Source organism: Leifsonia sp. A12D58, from assembly GCF_047530025.1.
Taxonomy (GTDB): domain Bacteria; phylum Actinomycetota; class Actinomycetes; order Actinomycetales; family Microbacteriaceae; genus Cryobacterium.
Map to the genome: position 1 here is coordinate 475,581 of NZ_JBLJAT010000003.1, position 19,200 is coordinate 494,780.

At 65.3% G+C, this 19,200-nt stretch carries 15 protein-coding genes; 3 read left to right on the forward strand and 12 right to left on the reverse strand.

The features are described from left to right. Positions 1–15: 15 nt before the first annotated feature. Genes ACMT3I_RS10560 through ACMT3I_RS10570 form a run of 3 tightly spaced genes read left to right on the forward strand, consistent with a single transcriptional unit; the run spans position 16 to position 5,913 of the window. A complete protein-coding gene (locus ACMT3I_RS10560) occupies positions 16–2,097 on the forward strand; it encodes a beta-galactosidase (RefSeq protein ID WP_414804448.1) in 2,082 nt (693 codons plus the stop codon). Continuing rightward, positions 2,094–4,430 carry an alpha-xylosidase gene (yicI, locus tag ACMT3I_RS10565; RefSeq protein ID WP_414804449.1) on the forward strand — a complete coding sequence of 779 codons (2,337 nt, stop codon included), beginning with the start codon at positions 2,094–2,096 and terminating at the stop codon, positions 4,428–4,430. Before ACMT3I_RS10560 ends, yicI begins: the two co-directional genes overlap by 4 nt. Beyond that, positions 4,423–5,913 carry a GH1 family beta-glucosidase gene (locus ACMT3I_RS10570; RefSeq protein WP_414804450.1) on the forward strand — a complete coding sequence of 497 codons (1,491 nt, stop codon included), beginning with the start codon at positions 4,423–4,425 and terminating at the stop codon, positions 5,911–5,913. The genes yicI and ACMT3I_RS10570 overlap by 8 nt, the downstream gene beginning before the upstream one ends. 64 nt (positions 5,914–5,977) lie before the next feature. Here ACMT3I_RS10570 and ACMT3I_RS10575 read toward each other — a convergent pair whose 3' ends face one another. The 12 genes from ACMT3I_RS10575 to ACMT3I_RS10630 form a co-directional block, all read right to left on the reverse strand. After that, a complete protein-coding gene (locus tag ACMT3I_RS10575) occupies positions 5,978–7,507 on the reverse strand; it encodes an aldehyde dehydrogenase (NADP(+)) (RefSeq protein ID WP_414804451.1) in 1,530 nt (509 codons plus the stop codon). A gap of 46 nt (positions 7,508–7,553) precedes the next feature. Continuing rightward, entirely contained in the window at positions 7,554–8,555 is a 1,002-nt protein-coding gene (locus ACMT3I_RS10580) for a proline racemase family protein (RefSeq protein ID WP_414804452.1), read from the reverse strand. Between the two features lie 88 nt (positions 8,556–8,643). Continuing rightward, positions 8,644–9,564 carry a dihydrodipicolinate synthase family protein gene (locus ACMT3I_RS10585; RefSeq protein ID WP_414804453.1) on the reverse strand — a complete coding sequence of 307 codons (921 nt, stop codon included), beginning with the start codon at positions 9,562–9,564 and terminating at the stop codon, positions 8,644–8,646. Continuing rightward, positions 9,561–11,105: an FAD-dependent oxidoreductase gene (locus tag ACMT3I_RS10590; RefSeq protein WP_414804454.1), complete on the reverse strand. Its 1,545-nt coding sequence runs from the start codon at positions 11,103–11,105 to the stop codon at positions 9,561–9,563. Before ACMT3I_RS10590 ends, ACMT3I_RS10585 begins: the two co-directional genes overlap by 4 nt. Next, positions 11,102–11,428 carry a (2Fe-2S)-binding protein gene (locus ACMT3I_RS10595; protein ID WP_414804455.1) on the reverse strand — a complete coding sequence of 109 codons (327 nt, stop codon included), beginning with the start codon at positions 11,426–11,428 and terminating at the stop codon, positions 11,102–11,104. The genes ACMT3I_RS10590 and ACMT3I_RS10595 overlap by 4 nt, the downstream gene beginning before the upstream one ends. Further along, complete coding sequence (locus ACMT3I_RS10600; protein WP_414804456.1) at positions 11,428–12,612, reverse strand: NAD(P)/FAD-dependent oxidoreductase; 1,185 nt, start codon at positions 12,610–12,612, stop codon at positions 11,428–11,430. Before ACMT3I_RS10600 ends, ACMT3I_RS10595 begins: the two co-directional genes overlap by 1 nt. Positions 12,613–12,682: 70 nt before the next feature. Beyond that, positions 12,683–14,110, reverse strand: coding sequence for an aminopeptidase P family protein (locus tag ACMT3I_RS10605; protein ID WP_414804494.1), 1,428 nt, complete (start codon positions 14,108–14,110; stop codon positions 12,683–12,685). A gap of 62 nt (positions 14,111–14,172) precedes the next feature. After that, positions 14,173–15,468, reverse strand: a complete 1,296-nt coding sequence (locus tag ACMT3I_RS10610; protein WP_414804457.1) for an alpha/beta fold hydrolase — start codon at positions 15,466–15,468, stop codon at positions 14,173–14,175. Continuing rightward, the gene (locus ACMT3I_RS10615) at positions 15,465–16,367 is read right to left on the reverse strand and encodes an ABC transporter ATP-binding protein (protein ID WP_414804458.1); all 903 of its coding nucleotides are present in this window, start codon (positions 16,365–16,367) and stop codon (positions 15,465–15,467) included. Before ACMT3I_RS10615 ends, ACMT3I_RS10610 begins: the two co-directional genes overlap by 4 nt. Continuing rightward, positions 16,364–17,248 carry an ABC transporter ATP-binding protein gene (locus ACMT3I_RS10620; RefSeq protein ID WP_414804459.1) on the reverse strand — a complete coding sequence of 295 codons (885 nt, stop codon included), beginning with the start codon at positions 17,246–17,248 and terminating at the stop codon, positions 16,364–16,366. Before ACMT3I_RS10620 ends, ACMT3I_RS10615 begins: the two co-directional genes overlap by 4 nt. After that, entirely contained in the window at positions 17,245–18,240 is a 996-nt protein-coding gene (locus ACMT3I_RS10625) for an ABC transporter permease (protein WP_414804460.1), read from the reverse strand. Before ACMT3I_RS10625 ends, ACMT3I_RS10620 begins: the two co-directional genes overlap by 4 nt. Then, complete coding sequence (locus tag ACMT3I_RS10630; RefSeq protein ID WP_414804461.1) at positions 18,240–19,199, reverse strand: ABC transporter permease; 960 nt, start codon at positions 19,197–19,199, stop codon at positions 18,240–18,242. Before ACMT3I_RS10630 ends, ACMT3I_RS10625 begins: the two co-directional genes overlap by 1 nt. Position 19,200: the final 1 nt, after the last annotated feature.

A 19,200-nucleotide genomic window follows, 5' to 3' on the forward strand; every position in this document is an offset into this window, starting at 1 on the left:
GAAAGTGACCCACCCATGACGGACTTCGTGTCCCGCTCCGCCGATGTACCGGTCGGAACCACCTTCCCCTGGATCGCAGACGGCTTCGCCCTCGGTGGCGACTACAGCCCAGAGCAGTGGCCAGAGTCCGTCTGGGTAGAGGACATCGCGCTGATGACCGAAGCCGGCGTGAACTCGCTGAACGTCGGCGTCTTCTCCTGGGGCCTGCTCGAGATCGCCGACGGCGTCTTCGACTGGGGCTGGCTCGACCGCATCATGGACCTGCTCGCAGAGGCCGGCATCGGCGTCAACCTGGCCACGCCCACCGCAGCTCCGCCCATGTGGCTGATGCAGGCGCACCCGGAGATCGCCACCGTCAACCAGCACGGTGTACGCAACTCCCAGGGTGGCCGCCTGGGCTGGTATCCAAGCTCTGCAACCTTCCGTCGCTACGCGCTGCGCATGGTCGAGGCCATCGCCACCCGCTACGCGACCCACCCTGCACTCAAGCTGTGGCACGTGAGCAACGAGCTCGGCAACGAGAACGCCCACAGCTACGACGACGAGACCGGCCGCGCCTGGCAGGTCTGGCTCGAGAAGAAGTTCGGCACCATCGAGGCATTGAACGACGCATGGGGCTCCGCGTTCTGGGGGCATCACTACACCGCGTTCACGCAGATCGTTCCGCCGCGCTACACCAGCACCAGCCACAACCCAGGCCTGCTGCTCGACTTCGAACGCTTCACCTCAGACGCGCTGCTCGACTACTACCTGGCAGAGCGCGAGGTGCTGCGTCGGGTCACCCCGAACATCCCCATCACCACCAACTTCATGGTGCAGAACCACCCCAACGGCCTCGACTACGCCCGCTGGGCCACAGACGTCGACCTCGTCGCCAACGACCACTACACGATGGGCAACGACCCGGAGACCTACGGCGAACTGGCGTTCTCCGCCGACCGCGTGCGCGGTATGTCGGGCGGTGACCCGTGGCTGCTCATCGAGCACTCCACCTCTGCGGTGAACTGGCAGCCGCGCAACCGCGCGAAGGCCCCCGGCGAGCTCACCCGCAACAGCCTGGCCCACATCGCCCGCGGCGCAGACGGCGCACTGTTCTTCCAGTGGCGCCAGTCGACAGCCGGCAGCGAGCAGTTCCACTCCTCCGTAGTGCCGCACGCCGGTGCACGCACCAAGATCTTCCGCGAGGTGACCGCGCTCGGCAAGACGCTGCAGGGCATCCGCGAGGTGGTTGGCAGCCGCGTGCAGCCATCGCAGGTCGCCATCCTGTTCGACTATCACTCCGCCATGGCCCTGAAGTCGGGCGCGAAGCCCACCATTGACGTGAACTCGCTCGACGTCGCCCTCGCCATGCACCGCGAGCTGACGGCCAGGGGCATCCAGGTCGATGTCGTGCACCCGTCGTCTCCGCTCGCGGGGTACACGGCGGTGCTGGCGCCCACCCTCTTCCTGCTGGCTGCAGCGGATGCCGCGAGCCTCTCCTCCTACGTCGAGAACGGCGGCCACCTGGTCGTCACGAGCTTCTCCGGCATCGTCACCGAGCACAACCGAGTGATCGAGGGCGGCTACCCAGGCGCCCTGCGCGATCTCCTCGGCGTGCGCGTCGAAGAGTTCTTCCCGCTGTTTGAGGGTGACACCGTCGGCCTTGCGGGTGACATCACCGGCGACGGATCGTGGACGGGCACCATCTGGAGTGAGCTGATGGAAGTGACCACAGCATCCGTCGTTGCCCGCTACACGTCAGGAGAGCTCGCCGGACTTCCATCGATCACCCTCAGGGAAGTCGGCGCAGGGACAGCGCAGTACGTCTCGACCCAGCTCGACCGTCCCTCAACCGGCGCGCTGCTCGACCTGCTCATCGATCGTGCGGGGCTCACCCCCGTCGCACCGGCCGACCGCGGTCTTGAGCTCGTCCGCCGCGTCGCAGTCACGACGGATACTGACGCCGCCCCCACCACCTGGCTCTTTGCCATCAACCACTCATCAGGGCCGCTCGCTCTCGATGCAACCGGACTCGACCTCGTGTCTGGCACCCGGTTCACCTCTGGCGGTTCCGTTGCCGCCGGAGCCGTCGCCGTCATCCGAGAGGACACCGTATGAAGTTCACCGATGGTTTCTGGCAGGCACGCCCCGGCGTGAGTGCCCTGTACGCCCAGGAGGCGTACGACATCATGCCCGACGGGGACACTCTCCGCGTTTACGCCCCCACCAAGGTCATCGAGACCCGTGGCGACACGCTGAACCGCCCCATGCTGACCGTGACGCTGTCATCCCCGCTTGAGGGCGTCATCCGGGTGCGGATCGAGCACCACAAGGGCAGGCGCCCAGCTGCCGGCTTCGACCTCGTCGGCGCGACAGAGGGTGTTGGTAGTGCAGAGACCCAATCGGTCGACGGCGCCATGGCCTCTGGCACGCTGACCAGCGGTGGCCTCACCGCTCGCATCACGCCAGGCGCCCCGTGGAACCTCACGTTCGAGTCAGACGGCCGCGTGCTCACCTCGAGCAAGCACAAGTCGGTCGGCTACATGCGCCTCGCCTCCGATGCGCCCATCGCCACCGAACCCGTGGGCGAAGTCGGCATCACCACGACCGGCCTGGCCCCGGCGAGCACCTACGTGCACGAGCAGCTCAGCCTCGGCGTCGGCGAACTCGTCTACGGCCTCGGCGAGCGCTTCGGCGCCCTGGTCAAGAACGGCCAAACCATCGACATCTGGAATTCAGATGGCGGAACATCCAGCGAGCAGTCGTACAAGAACATCCCGTTCTACACGACCAACCGCGGTTACGGCGTGCTGGTCAACCACAGCGAGCACGTCTCGTTCGAGGTCGCCTCAGAGTCGGTCGAGCGCGTGCAGTTCTCCACCGCAGGCGAAGCACTTGAGTACTTCGTCATCCAGGGCCCGACCCAGAAGGACGTCCTCGAGCGGTACACAACACTTACCGGTCGCCCAGCGAAGGTGCCTGCCTGGTCATACGGCCTGTGGCTGTCGACCAGCTTCACCACCGACTACGACGAAGCGACAGTGAACAGCTTCATTGACGGCATGCGCGAGCGTGACCTGCCGTTGTCTGTCTTCCACTTCGACTGCTTCTGGATGCGCGAGTTCAACTGGACAGACCTCGAGTGGGACGCCCGCGTCTTCCCGGATCCAGAGGGCATGCTGGCCCGCTTGCACGAGCGAGAGCTCCGCCTCAGCGCCTGGATCAACCCCTACATTGCCGAGCGCTCCAAGCTGTTCGATGAGGCAGCGGATGCCGGTTACCTCGTTCGCCGCGCAGACGGCAGCATCTGGCAGTGGGACCAGTGGCAGGCCGGCATGGGCCTCATCGACTTCACGAACCCCGAAGCGACCGCCTGGTTCCAGGCCAAGCTGCGCGTGCTGCTCGAACAGGGCATCGACGCGCTGAAGACCGACTTCGGCGAGCGCATACCCACCGACGTCGTATGGCACGATGGCTCGTCGCCTGAGGCCATGCACAACTGGTACACCCAGCTGTACAACCAGGCCGTCTTCGACGTGCTCGAAGAGCACCGCGGGCAGGGCGAGGCCGTGCTGTTTGCCCGGTCAGCGACCACCGGCGGGCAGCGGATGCCAATTCACTGGGGCGGTGACAACTCCTCCTCATACGAGTCCATGGCAGAGACCCTCCGCGGCGGGCTGTCGCTCGCATTCAGCGGCTTCGGATTCTGGAGCCACGACATCGGCGGCTTCGAAGGCAAGCCAGACCCGGAGGTCTTCAAGCGCTGGGTCGCGTTCGGCATGTTCTCCAGCCACTCCCGCCTGCACGGCTCCTCCAGCTACCGGGTGCCGTGGGCATTCGACGAGGAGGCCGTCGAGGTCACCCGAAAGTTCTCCAAGCTGAAGCTCGAGCTGATGCCGTACCTGTACTCGGTGGGCCTCGAAGCCCACGAGCGCGGGCTGCCATTCATGCGCCCGATGCAGCTGGAGTTCCCGAACGACCCCTCGTGCTCCTACCTCGACCGCCAGTACATGATCGGCGCCGACATCCTCGTCGCACCGGTCTTCAGTGCAGACGGCAGCGTCGAGTACTACCTGCCTGCCGGCACCTGGACGAACTACCTCACCGGTGAAGTCGCCCAGGGATCGACCTGGCGCAGCGAAACCCACACCGTGCTGAGCATGCCGATCTGGATCCGCAGCGGCGCTGTGCTCGCCACCGGAGACCGCACCGACCGCCCCGACTACGATTACCTCGACGGCCTGCTCGTCACGGTGTACCCGGGCGCAACAACGGAGCCCACCACCACCCGAGTAGTGAGCCCTGAGACGGGTGCAGAGACCCTCGTCACCGTGACCACAACCGGCACAACAGCAGAGGTGTCGACCACAGGCGCGGACATCCGTGTTCGCTTCGCCGGCGGCGACATCGTCACCACATCGAATGGAAAGGCCGTCCTTACCTATGTCTAACGCACCCACCACCACGCGCTCTGCGGCCGTGTCCGTCGGCAACGCCGACTACCGCGACTGGGGGTTGGAGTTCCCCACCGACTTCATCTTCGGTTCGGCCACGGCCTCGTACCAGATCGAAGGAGCTGCCACCGAAGACGGCCGCGGCCCTTCCATCTGGGACACCTTCAGCCACACGCCAGGAATGGTCTGGAACGGCGACACCGGTGACGTGGCGGATGACCACTACCACCGCCTGGAGTCCGACCTTGACCTGATGAAGGAGCTGGGTCTTGAGGCATACCGTTTCTCCATCTCGTGGTCTCGCATCCAGCCGACGGGCACCGGCCCTGCCAACACCAAGGGGCTCGACTTCTACACGCGCCTGGTCGACGGGTTGATCGCTCGCGGCATCAAGCCCATCGCGACCCTGTACCACTGGGACCTCCCTCAGGCCCTTGAGGACAAGGGCGGCTGGACCAACCGCGCCACGTCATACGCCTTCGCGGAGTACGCCCGCATCATGGGCGAGGCACTCGGTGACAAGGTCATCACCTGGACGACGCTCAACGAGCCGTGGTGCTCTGCCTACCTCGGCTACGGCTCTGGCGCGCACGCCCCAGGCCTCACCGACGGCGCGAAGGCTCTCGCCGCCGTGCACCACCTGAACCTCGCACACGGCCTCGCCGTCACCGCGCTGAAGAAGGTCGTCACCAACGACCCCGCGTTCTCGATCACCCTCAACCTGCACGTCATCCGGGGAGAGGGCGAACAGGCTGCGGAGGCAGTGCGCCAGATCGACGGACTCGCCAACCGCGTCTTCCTCGGCCCGCTGCTGCACGGCGCATACCCTGAGGACGTCTTCGTTGACACAGCGGATGTCACGGATTGGGCGTTCATCCTGCCTGGCGACCTTGAGCTGATCCACCAGCCGCTCGACCTGCTCGGCGTGAACTACTACTCGACCACCCTCGTTCGGATCTGGGACGGCGTCAGCCCCCGAGCCAACAACGACGGCCACAAGGACATGGGTGGATCGCCCTGGCCAGGTGCAGACCGCGTCGAGTTCATCGCGCAGGCCGGCCCGTACACCGAGATGGGCTGGAACATCGAGCCGGCCGGTCTCGAAGAACTGCTGGTGTCGTTGCACGAGGAGTTCCCGACCCTGCCGCTGATGATCACGGAGAACGGCGCATCCTTCGTCGATGTCGTCACCTCTGAAACCGCAGAGTCCGGCGAGAGCATCTCCGTTGTGCACGACGAGCAGCGCACCGACTACCTGCAGCGCCACTTCACCGCCGCTCACAGGGCCATGGCTCGCGGCGTCGACCTGCGCGGGTACCAGGTGTGGTCGCTGATGGACAACTTCGAGTGGGGCTACGGCTACTCGAAGCGGTTCGGCATCGTCTACATCGACTTCGAGACGCAGGAGCGCATCCTCAAGGACAGCGCCAAGTGGTACTCGAAGGTGATCGCCACCCGCACCATCCAGCCGCTCGGCTAACCACGAGCGACACCAACAAGGCCGGGCCTCACCGAATCATTCGGTGGGGCCCGGCCTTGTTGTGTTAGCGAACGCCACCGTTCAGCGAGCCCCAGGTCTGCGACGATCCGGCAGCATTGCGCTGCTGCGGCACGTTCCACGGGTTGTCGTCGCGCAGCGGCGTCGGCAACAACTGCTGCGGCACGCTCTGGTAGGCGACAGGCCGCAGGAAGCGGCTGATCGCCGCGCTGCCGACCGAGGTACCACTGTCGTTGCTCGTCGCCGGCCATGGACCGCCGTGCTGCTGGGCAGGGGTCACCGCGACACCGGTCGGCCAGCCGCCGAGCAGCACACGGCCGGCGTGCTGGGCGATCCAGTCGATGATCGAGCGCAGTGCTGCACTGTCTTCGCCGCCTCCGGCGTGCACCGTTCCGGTGAGGTTGCCGTCGAACAGCTCACTCGAAATCTCGGCGAGCGCCGCAGCATCGTCGTACTCAACGATCACAGAGAGCGGACCGAAAGCCTCATCGGTCAGGGTGGCGCGCCCGGCGAGCAGGTCAGCGGTTGAAACGCGCACGATGGTGGGGGTCACCCAGGCGTTGCCATCGTCGTCGAGACGAACCGAACCGGCAACGACCGGCTCAACGCCCTCTGTAGCAAGGATCGCGTCGCGCCTGGCCACGTAACCGGCGGCAATACCGGGGTTCAGCAGCCGGTGTTCACCGAGGGCTGAGGCACCAGAAACGAGCGTCTCTGCCAGGGTGTGACCGCTCGGCACGAACAGGAAGCCGGGCTTGGTACACAGCTGACCGGCAGAGCCAGAGACGCTGGTGAGGTAGCCGGCGGCGATGACATCCGCGTTCTCGTCCAGCGCGGCCTGCGTGACGTACACCGGGTTGACGCTGCCGAGTTCACCATAGAACGGGATCGGGGCAGGGCGGCCTGCGGCGATGTCGGCCAGGATGCGACCTGCCCTGATCGAGCCGGTGAAACTACCGGCGGCGATGCGCTCATCTTTCAGCATCTGCACGCCCTCGGCCTGACCACTGATCAGCTGCAGGATGCCGGTCGGAGCGCCTGCACCCTCGAGCGCATCGGCGACGATCTGCGCGGTGCGACTCGACAGCTGCGGATGACCGGAGTGCGCCTTGACGATGACAGGGCAGCCGGCAGCCAGCGCAGCAGCGGTGTCACCACCGGCGACAGAGAACGCGAACGGGAAGTTGCTTGCCGCGAAGTTCAGCACCGGACCGACGGGGATGCGATAGCGACGCAGGTCGGGGCGCGCGCCGAGCACGAATGCCGGGTCGGCCTCATCGATCCGTACGTCGAGGTACGAACCGTCGACGACGACCTCGGCGAAAAGCTTGAGCTGCACAGCGGTGCGTCCAACTTCACCGGTCAGACGCGCCTCTGTGAGGCCGGTTTCGACCTGCGCGATCGCGACGAGCTCGTCGCGGGCTGCCATCAGGGCATCCGCTGCTGCCACCATGGCCGCTGCCCGCACTGTTGGAAGCGTCGCCGCCCAGACAGGAGTGGCCGAGGCGGCGCGTGCGGCGATCTCGTCGAGCTGTTCGGGGGTGGTGACTGCTGCTGTACTCGTTGCGGCGTTCATCGCACGTACGCTCCTTAGAACTGAAACTGGATTGTAAAACTGAAATTTAGAACTGGAATCCGGTGGGGAAAGGGTCAGTCGGGTCGAGCAGGTACTGGCCGATGCCGGTCACCCACGCTCGTCCGGTGATGGTGGGAATGACAGCCGGGATCCCGGCGACGGTTGTCTCGCGGATCAGGCGGCCGGTGAACTGCGAGCCGATGAACGACTCGTTCACGAAGTCCTGGTCGAGGCCGAGCTCGCCGCGGGCCCAGAGTTCGGCCATCCGAGCTGAGGTACCGGTGCCGCATGGCGACCTGTCGAACCAGCCAGGGTAGATCGCCATCGCGTGCCTGGAGTACTCGGCAGTCGAACCCGGCGCGATGAACTCGACGTGATGGCAGTGGTCGAGCCCCTCGATCTCGGGGTGCTTCGGCGGGTTCGTGGCGTTGATGGCATCCATGATCGCGAGCCCGGCGGCGAGGATGTCCTGCTGGTTAGCGCGGTCGAATGGCAGATTCACCGCATCGAGGTCGACCATGGCGTAGAAGTTGCCGCCGAAGGCGAGGCTGTAGCTGATGGGGCCGTAGCCGGGCACGTCGACGATGTCATCGAGGCGCACGCTGTACGACGGCACGTTTTCCAGGGTGACGGAATCGGCGTGACCGTCGCTGACGGCGACGCGGGCGATCACCAGGCCGGCCGGGGTGTCCAGGCGGATTGTCGTGACCGGCTCCACGACCTCGACCATGCCGGTCTCGACAAGCACAGTGGCCACGCCGATGGTGCCGTGACCGCACATCGGCAGGCAGCCAGACACCTCGATGTACACGACGCCCCAGTCGGCATCCGCTCGAGTGGGAGCCTGCAGGATCGCCCCGCTCATGGCGGCGTGGCCGCGCGGTTCGTTCATCAGGAACAAGCGAATGTCATCCATGTGCTCCATGAAATGCAGGCGCTTCTCGTTCATCGTCGCGCCAGGGATGACGCCGATGCCGCCGGTGACCACCCGGGTGGGCATCCCCTCGGTGTGCGAGTCAACCGCTGTATACATTCGCGTGGAGCGCATGGTGCAATCCTCTCAGTAGTGCTTCCGCTGCCCTGTCGGCCCCTCCCGAAGAAAGAGGGGCCGACGAGGCAGCGCGTGTGTGTCGGTTTTAGCCGCGGGTGGCGAGGTAGTCGAGCGCCTTCGTGGTGTCGGCCCGAACCTGCGCCTCGACCGCGGGGCTCAGCGGGCCACGCGGCGGCCGAGTCGGTCCGCCGTAGCTGCCGCCTGCCATGTCGATCGAGAGCTTGATGGCCTGCACGAACTCGGTCTTGGAGTCCCACCGGAACACGGTGACCAGCTGCGTGTAGATCTCGAGCGCTTCGTTGATGCGGCCGTCCTTGACCAGGTTGTAGATCTCGACTGCCTCGCGCGGGAATGCGTTCGGGTAGCCGGCGAACCAACCGGTTGCTCCGGCGACGAGCGACTCGAAGAGCAAGTCGTCTGCGCCGGCGATGACGTCGATGTCGCAGAGTTCCTTGATTTCAAGCACACGACGGATGTCGGCGGAGAACTCCTTGACGGCGACGACCTCAGGGATCTGGGCGAGCTTCGCCACCAGGCTTGGGGTGAGGTCGACCTTGGTGTCGTACGGGTTGTTGTACGCCATGATCGGCAGGCCGACTTCGGCTACCCGCGTGTAGTGCTCGATGACCTCGGCCTCATTGGCACGGTAGAGGGTCGGCGGCAGCAGCAGCACTCCGTCGGCACCGTCTTCCTTCGCATACTCTGCCCACTTCTTGGCCTGGTGCCAGCCGACGCCGTGCACGCCGGCGACGACGAGTCCGCGACCGTCAACAGCCTCGACAGCGACCTGAACGACCTTGCGGCGCTCCTCGTCGGTGAGCGACGAGTACTCGCCGAGTGATCCGTTCGGGCCGACGCCGCGGCATCCGTTGCTGATCAGCCAGTCGCAGTGTGCTGCGAACTTGTCGTAGTCGACGGCGAGTCCGGCCGGAGCTGACGCGTCTTCCTTGAATGCGAGCGTCGTGGCGACGATGACGCCACCGAGATCGAATGCCTGCTTGGTCATTTCGGTCCTTTCGTAGGTGCTTGGTGTGATTCTGGTAATTCGTCTAAGTCGTGCGATTCGGTGACAGGTATGTCGGTAGAGAACTCGTGGGCGGCACACGGCGAAGCGGCAAGCTCCCCCAGCCGAATTGGGGCCGCAATCGGACGGCGATCGGTGCTGACGCCATCGCTCAGGCCGCCGGTGCGACTGCCGAGCAGCGCCTCAACCGTGCGACCACAGATCCGGCCCTGGCAGATGCCCAGTCCTGCCCGCGTGCTGAGCTTCAACGCGCGGAGCGAGTGGGAGTGCGTACTGTCTGCCGTGCTGCAGAGCGTGCCGTAGCTCACCTCTTCACAGCGACAGACGATCGTTTCGTCGGTGAGCATGCTCGGCCAGCCGTCACGGATGCCGTGGGCCCCCTCGATCCGCGCAGCGAAGCCGCGAAAGGTGGTGCGTTTACGAACTGACCGCGCCAGAACCTCGTCGGTTGCACTGCCGCCGGCCGCGACGTGCCCGGCGATCGCGCCCTCGGCCAGCGCCAGGTCGACCCCGCCGATGCCGGTGATCTCCCCCGCGGCAAAGACACCGGGCACCGTGGTCTCCTGGCCAGCATCCACCTGCACGAAACGCTCAGGAGTCAGCTCACAGCCGGCAGCAATCGCGAGTTCGAGGCGCGGGGCGAAGCCGTGGCTCACACAGACAGCATCAACGGCGATCCGCCTCTCTGTACCGGGAATCGGTGCCCAGTCCGCGGTGACGGATGCCACGGTGACGGCCTCCACCCTGTCGGTTCCGTGCGCGGCGATGACAGCCTTGCCCAGACGATACGGGATGCGGTTCTTGAGGTGACCTGCCACGTAGCCGCCGAGCTCTGCGCCCTTGCTCGCCGCAGGGAACAGCTGCCAGAACCGGGGCAGCCAGCCACGGATCAGCGCCGGAATCCGGTTGGCCTCATAGACGCCGAGCACCCGAGACCCGGTCGCGGCCAGCGACGCAGCGACGGGAAGCAGGAATGGGCCGGCGCCTGCGACGACGACCCGGTCGCCGACGGCGATGCGCTCCCCCTTGGCCAGCGCCTGAGCAGCGCCGCCGGTGAAGACGCCGGGCAGGTCCCAGCCGGGGAACGGTAGCGTGCGGTCGTGGGCGCCGGTGGCCAGCACGATCGTGTCGGGGTGCAGCACGAGCCGGTCACGCCCGACGCCGTCGGGTTCGCCGATGACGACGTGCACGGTACCCGGCGCATCGTCGCGCAGCTCGATCGCCCACACCTGGGCCGAGCGGATGACGCGGCATCCGTCATCTCCCTCGAGTGCGGCCGAGAGCGTGCGGAAGGTGTCCCAGCCGTGGTGCAGGATGCGCTCGTTCGCTGCAGGGCGCGCCTCGGGCAGGTGCCGCCAGAACTGGCCGCCGAGCTGGTCGGAGGAGTCAAGTACTGTCACCGTCGCACCGGCGGCACGGGCCGACCTGGCAGCGGCCATACCGGCAGGGCCGGCGCCGATCACGAGGACGCTGCGTGGGGGCAGTGCTGATGCCGGTGCAGTCGCCTCGGTCAGTCCGCTCATTCGCCCTCACCGCCCGGCAGGTCGTCGTGCTGCGTGACGACGACATCGCCAGAGGATGCGCGGCGCTGGCACGCGCGCACATCACGCTGGCCATTCACCTCGACCAGGCAGTCGAAGCAGACCCCGATGCCACAGAACACACCGCGCGGCGCGTTGTTCGCCGAGGTGCGGCGGAAGCCGAGGGTGCCGCTGCCCAGGATCACACCGGCCAGGCTTTGGCCGGTCACGCCGGTGGTGGTCTCACCGTCGACGGTGATCGTCACCGGTGTCGGTGGAGCAGGTCGAACGGGATCAGAGCCGAATGGAAGAAGTCGCGGAGCCATCAGGCCACCTCCGTCAGGTGAGGCGCCAACGATGCGCGGGCCAATGAGAATGGTGCGGCGTCCACTGCCGTCTGTCGGTTCAGCATGAGGTCCCTGATCATCTCGGCGGTGGCCAGGCTGAGCCCAATTCCGGCGCCTTCGTGACCTGTCGCGTGCCAGAGGCCTGGCATCCGAGGGTCTTCACCGATGACGGGCAGATGGTCGGGCATGAACGGACGGAAGCCGCCATAGCTGCGCATGATTGCCGCATCGGCGAGGAAGGGGAACAGCCGCATGGCCTTGCCGGCGATTTCGTGGAGGGCGTCGACTCGCAGCCGACCGTCGAAGCCGACCTGCTGCCTGGATGAGCCGATCAGCACGGTTCCGGCCCCGGTCGATTCGACGACGCTCGAGGTCTGCAGCGCGCTGTCGTCTGAGCCGACGGCACCCACGTAATCGGCGTCATAAACCTTATGGAAGATGCGGTGGCGCATCCGGGACGTGACCAGGACCTCTCCGCGGCGTGGCCGCACCGGAAGGTGCACCCCGAGCAGCGCCGCGACCTCGGCCGACCAGGGACCGGCAGCGACGATGACACGCTTCGCGCGCAACGAACCTTCAGAGGTGATCACGCCGGCGATGGCTCCGTCTGCGTCGAGCAGTGGCCCGAGCACAGCGGTGTTCTCAATCACGCGGGCGCCGGAGAGCCTGGCCGAGGCCATCAGCGCATCGGTGGCGATCGTGGGCTGCACCTGCGCGTCTTCGGGGTAATGCACGGCGGCCTGGATCCACGGGGCGAGGTCTGGCTCGAGAATCCGCGCCTCGTCGGTGCTGATCACCCTGGCATCGACCCCGGCAGCGCGCTGTCCGGCGGCAAAGGCAAGCAGCGGGGCTGCTCCCTCTGGCGTCGTCGCGACAACGAGGCCGCCCTTCGGGTCGTACTCAACCGAGGGAAAAGAGTCGCCGAGCTGCTCACGCAGATCGGCGGCCGCCTGTTTCCAGAGCGTTGCGGTGTACTGCGCAAGCACCAGCTCGTGGCCGGCACCCTTGTCAGACACCAGCAAGTTTCCCTCACACGCGGATGACGTACCGCCGGCGACTGTGCCACGATCCACGACTGTCACATCGAAACCGGCAACCGAGAGGGCGCGAGCGCAGGCGGCACCGATGATGCCTGCGCCAATGATGATCACATCCTGTGCCATTGTGCGTCCTCCCGATTTAGTAATATGTTACACACTACTGGCCCACATGGGCGACCGAATTCCACGCGGATTATGAGCGGCTGATCTTCGGGTTTCGCATCCATTGCTCGAGGCCGGTGGCATCAAGCGGCAGGGCGTCGGAGAGCACGTCAGACCCGTCTGCGGTCACCAGGATGTCGTCCTCGATTCGCGCGCCGATGCCGCGCAACTCGGGCGGCACCGTCTCATCGAATGCGTGGAAATACAGGCCGGGCTCGACGGTCAGCACCATGCCGGGTGTCATCATGCCGCCCTGGTACGACTCGTAGCTCGACTGCGCGCAGTCGTGCACGTCGAGGCCCAGGTGGTGGCCGATGCCGCACACCAGATAGCGACGGTGCTGCTGGCCTGTCGGGCTCAGCGCTTCGTCGACGGAGACAGGGAGCAGCCCCCAGTCGTGCAGGCCGTTGGCGATCACTTCCATCGACGCCGCGTGGAAGTCAGAGAACGAACGTCCGGGGCGCACTGCGGCAAGCCCGGCCCGGTGAGATTTCTCGACGAGGTCGTGTACGAGACGCTGCTCTGGGCTGAAGGTTCCCGACGCCGGGAAGGTGCGCGTGACATCCGCCGTGTAGAACGCCCTGGTTTCCACACCCATGTCGAGCAACAGCAGCTCCTGCTCGAGCACCGGGCCGTCGCAACGCACCCAGTGCAGCGTCGGCGCATGCTTGCCGCTGCCCACGATCGTCGAATAGCCGGGGCCGTTGCCGTAGGTGCGGGCGTGGCGGTCGAACGTGCCCTGCAACCAACGCTCTCCTCCGCCGGCGATGGCCGTCGGGATCTCCTTGATCACACTCGCGAATCCCTCGACAGAGGCATCGACTGCGCGGCGAAGTTCGTCAATCTCCCACTGGTCCTTCACCATGCGCAGTTCCGCGAGGATCCGGCCGAGTTCGCGTGACGGATGGCGCACACCAAGTTCAGCGGGCGCTGACGCCAGTTGCCCGGCAGCAATCGGATCCTTCACCGAGCGCAGGTCGGCTTCGAGAGCCGAGAGTGGCTTGACGGTCAGGCCGAGCGCTGCAGACCATTCGGGCATACCGGGCGCAGAGCCCACCCAGAGTTCACCATGGGCGGCATCGGCGAAGAAGCCAACCTCGCCTGGATATGCCGGAGCCGGAATATAGACCGTCGCGTCGTGACCGCCTGCGACCGGCTGCATGACGAGCACGGCGTCCTCTGCGTCGCATCCGGTCAGCCAGAAGAAGTTGCTGTCTGGACGGAAGCCGTAATACGAGTCGTTGGCACGCACAGGCGCACGGCCCGTTGCCACCACGATCGCGTGGCCGGGGAGCGCGGTGCTCAGCCGCTCGCGGTGAGCTGCTGCCGCAGCGGCCACGCCGGGTTCGACAGGCGCGGTGCGATCCGGGGTACCCCAGCCAGTGCCCATGTAATCAACGAACCCCGGCACCTCGGCCAGGCGTGGCAGCCTGGGATCAGGATTCCTGGGTCGCGGCATCGAGGATGTCACGGGCGCTGCGGATGTCGCGGCCGCTGTGTGCTGGTGGGTGTGGGTATCTGTCACTGTCGTGCTCCGCCATTCTGGGCAACGAGTTCGGTGAGCCGCGTGAATACCCGGTCCGCCCTGATGCCATCGTGTTCATATTCATTGGTAACCCAGGCCTGGACGTTGCCGACGCGAGCGGCGGTGTCCAGCTGGAGGTGCGAGTCGACGTACATGTCGTCGTAGTACACGGCAGCAGCCACCGGAACCTCGTTCGAGGCCAGCACGTCGAGGTCGTACAGCGGCGTCCATTCGGTGGCGGTGGCCATCAGCTCGACCGCTCCGCTGAAGGGTCGGAGCGCGCGGATCTCCTCGAACATCCACGGGTACATCATTTCGCCGGTGAACAGCAGTGGCCGGGCAGACTCGGCGAACTGCGGTAGGCGCGCGCGCTCCCGTTCGGCGGCCCAAGCCGTCGAACCGGTGGTGTCAGAGGCGTAGATGCTCTCCTGCATCACGGCGAAGAGCGGATTGTCTGCGTATGAGCTCCGGCCAAGGACCTGGCTGAGAAAGGTGTCGCTCAGGCGATCTGGTCCGGTGGCAAATGCCTCGTCGACGAGCCAGTGCATCCGTTCGAAACCGGGTTTCATACCGAAGTCGATGCCGAGGCTCTGAAAACGCCGCACCGTCAGGATGTCGCCATCCGGCAGCCGCACATCCCCCGTCTCGAGCAGATCGGCTATACGTGCAACCTGCGCCTCGTCGTGTGAATAGCGCGCGTAGTACTCGCGGTTCTTGCCTTCGGTGCGCGGGTACGTGCGGCGGTATACCTCGGAGGCGTCTGGCTTCACACTGGCCAGGCCGCCCGTGACGTAGCAGGCGCTCAGGCCTTCTGGTGCGAATGACAGGTAGCTCAGGGTGAGGAATCCGCCATAGCTCTGGCCGAGTGTCGACCAGGGCTTGCCGCCGAAGACCGTACGGCGCAAGAACTCAGCGTCCTTCACGATCGAGTCAGCCCTGAAGTGCCTGAGATACGCAGCGCGGGCAGCGTCATCGCCGATCGCGGTGATGACGCTGCCGTCGATGCGCGAGCTCCGACCGGTGCCGCGCTGGTCGAGCAGAACAACGCGATGCGTGGCGAGCGCGTGCCCGAGCCAGCCATCAGGGCCGGTAGGCCGTGGGCCCTTGCCGCCGGGGCCACCCTGCAGAAAGACCAGGTACGGCAGGTCGTCACGTCGACGCACCGGGTCGACGATCTCCCGGGCGAACACGGTGATGTGTGCCGTCGACGACTCGTCGAACCAGTCGAGCGGAACCTCGACCTCGTGATCAGTGATGCTCATTCCCGGCACCGTGTAGCTGGCTGTGATCATGCCAGGACTCCTTCTTCTTCTGCGGCAGCGTCATCAGCACGACCATGCTCGGCCACGAGCAGCGCCGCACGCTTACGCTCCCACTCCGGATTGATGCGAGGTACTGCAGAGAGCAGGGTCTGCGTGTATGGATGCTGGGGATTAGTGAAAATCTCGTCCCTGCTGCCGTGTTCAACGATCGTGCCCTGACTCATGACTGCGACCGTATCGGCAATCTGCCGCACAACCGCAAGATCGTGGGCAATAAAGATGTAGCTGAGGCCCAGCTCTTTCTGCAGGTCGCGCAGCAGGTTGATCACCAGAGCCTGCACCGACACATCAAGCGCCGACACAGCCTCGTCGCACACGACAAGTTTCGGCTTCACGGCCAGTGCCCTGGCGATGCCGATGCGCTGCGCCTGCCCGCCCGAGAACTGGGCTGGGTAGCGCTGGGCATGGTCAGGATTCAGGCCAACTCGATCGAGCAGGTCGCGTACCAGCGCAGCCGTGCCACCGGGCACTGTGATGCCCTGGTAGTCAAGGGGCGCTGAGATGATGCGCTCGATGGTGTGCTTGGGGTTGAGCGACGAGAACGGGTCTTGGAACACCACTTGAACGTTGCTGCGGAACGACGCGAGGTCTTTGGCTGGGGCGTTCGTGACATCCGCGCCCTCGAACTCCAGGCTTCCGCTTGTCATATCGAGCAGCTTGGCGGCCAGACGCGCGGTGGTCGACTTGCCACTGCCTGATTCACCGACGACGGCGAGGGTGCGGCCCGTCGGTACGGTGAAGCTCACGTCATCGACGGCGAGAAAACGGTTCTTGCTCGCGCTGAAGGCGCCGTCGCCGCGGGTGATGAACTCCTTGGTGAGGTTGCGTGCGGTGAGGATGCTCTCCGGCTGCGCTGCTGGCGCGGTCATACTGTCACCCTTTTCAGGTCGTCAAACGGATCGTCGATACGCGGCAGCGCCGCAAGCAGCGCCCTCGTGTACGGGGCGCGTGGATTCGAGAAGATCTCCTCCGCGGTGCCTCGTTCAACGACGGAGCCCGACTTCATCACCAGGAGGTTCTGTGCGACCTGGCTGACCACAGCGAGGTCGTGCGTGATGAAGACCATTCCAGAGCCTGATTCTGCCTTCAGCTCGGCAAGCAGATCGAGGATCTGTGCCTGCACGGTGACATCGAGGGCAGTCGTCGGCTCGTCCGCAATCAGGAGTTCAGGCTCAAGGCACAGCGCCATCGCGATCATGATGCGCTGACGCATGCCGCCCGAGAACTGGTGCGGATAGTGATCGACGCGGCGACCGGCATCCTTGATCTTGACGCGTTCAAGCGCCTCGATCACCACAGCCCTGGCAGCTTTGCGCGACCCTCCCCTGTGCGCTCGGTACATCTCTTCAATCTGGAGCCCGACCGTGTAATACGGGTTCAGCGATGACAGTGGGTCTTGGAAGACCATTGCCATCTTCTCGCCACGGATGCGACGAAGCTCACGATCTGACTTGCCGAGCAGCTCATGCCCGTTGAGCTTGATGCTGCCGCTGGTGCGCGCTCCTCGGGGCAGCAGCCCCATGATTGCCAGCGAGGTCATCGACTTGCCCGAGCCCGATTCACCGACGATGCCGAGCGTGCTGTGAGCGCCCAGTTCGACCGAGAGGTCCTTGACAACGTCGATGGGGCCGCTCTGAGTCTGAAACGTGATTGTCAGATTCTCGATCGACAACAGCGGCGCAGCGTTGAGCGATGGCGTCGCCTTGCTGACCGCCTGTGCCGGTGTGGTGGTGTGCACTGTGCTTGTCATCGTGTTTTGACCCTCACTCTGGGATCGAGGTACGTGTACAGCACGTCCACGATCACGTTGCCGAAGACGACGAAGAATGCTGCGAGCAGCGTGACGCCCATGATCACTGGTTGATCGTTCTTGGCGATGGAATCGGCCGCAAGCTTGCCGACACCGTTCAGCCCGAACACCGTCTCGGTGATGAGCGCTCCACCAAGCAGGCCGGCGAAGTCCATGCCGAAGAGGGTCACCACGGGGGTGAGCGACGGGCGCAGCGCGTGTCTGGTGAGGATCAGTGGAGTCGACAGCCCCTTGGCCCTGGCGGTGCGCATGAAGTTTTCGTCGAGGGTGTCGAGCACATTGGCGCGCACGAGCCTGGCGTACATGGAGGCGTAGCCGAAGGCGAGCACCATCCACGGCATCAGGTACGACTGGAACCACAGCACCGGATCGTCACCGAATGCCACGGCAGACGGGAACGGCAGGATCTGCAATTGCACAACGAGCACGTACTGCAGGATCAGCGCGACGAAGTAGTTGGGCAGGCTGATGCCGGCAAGCGCAACCATCATCGCGCTCTTGTCCCACCAGGTTCCCTGCTTCACTGCCGAGAGCAGTCCGCCGCAGATACCGGCAAGCAGCCACAGCACGGCAGCGCCGATGGCGACCGTTGCGGTGACGGGCAGGCGCGAGATCATCATCTCGGTGACCGACTCGTTCGTCTGAAAGCTGAAGCCGAGGCACGGAGCGGCACACTCGATGGCCCCTGGCCCCGTGCCGTACGTGCGTCCGACGAAGATGCCGCGGATGAACTCCCAGTACTGCACCCAGAACGGTTGATCGAGGCCGAGCTGACCCCTGATCATGTCGATGCGTTCTGGGGTGCACGTTTTGCCGCAGATGAGTACCGCGGGGTCTGGCGACAGCACGAAGAAGATCACGTAGGTGAAGAGGCTGATCAGTGTGAGAATGCCGAGGGCGAGACCCGTGCGGCGAATGAGGTAGAGAACCATTAGGCAGCATCCCGTCCGTCAAGGGCCTTACGCAGGTGATCGCCGAGAACGGTGAACGACAGCACTGTCAGAAAGAGGAACGTTCCCGGAATCAGGAAGTACATGGGGTCGACCGAATACCAGCCGACGGCGGTCGAGATCATCTGGCCCCACGAGGGTGTCGGCGGCATGACTCCGACTCCGAGGAATGACAGGCCGGCCTCCGTACCGATGTAGCCGGGGATCGCCAGTGTGCCGAGCACGATGATTGTTCCTCGCAGGTTCGGCAGCACCTCCGTGAAGATGATCCGACGGCTGGATGCACCACTGGCCCTGGCCGCCTCGACGAACTCGCGGTTGCGCAGTGACATCGTCTGGCCGCGAATGATCCGAGCTGTGTATGGCCAGCCGAAAATACTCAGCACGATGACGAGCAGCACGGGTCGATTGCCGGCCGGCAGTGCAGACAGCAGCGCGATCATGAAGATGAGCGAGGGGAACGCCATCAAGAAGTCCATGACGCGCGAGATCACCTGGTCGACCCAGCCACCATAGAAGCCGGCGACCATGCCGAGCACAACGCCGGTCACCGTGGTGACGATCGTGGCCGACACGGCGATCATCAGTGAGACTCTGGCCCCGTAGGCGATGCGGGCGAAGATGTCTCGCCCGTTCTGTGGCTCAACGCCGAACCAGTGTTCTGCGCTGATGCCGCCGCCAGGGCCGATGGGAATTCCACCCAGGTCGGCATTGATCGCCGATGGATCGAAGTCGAATGGTCCCCATCCCGAAATCTTCGCGAGAACGGGCGCAAGGATCGCGAGCAGAATGACTGCCGCGATGAACGCAGCGCTGAGGAGCACCGCGGGTGACCCGCGGAGAGAAGACAGGATTCGTCGGGCTGGAGAGGGAGCGCCACCGATCGGTGACGCCCCCAACTTCTCAACCTCGACGGCCAGCTCGCTGGGAACCGTCGACATC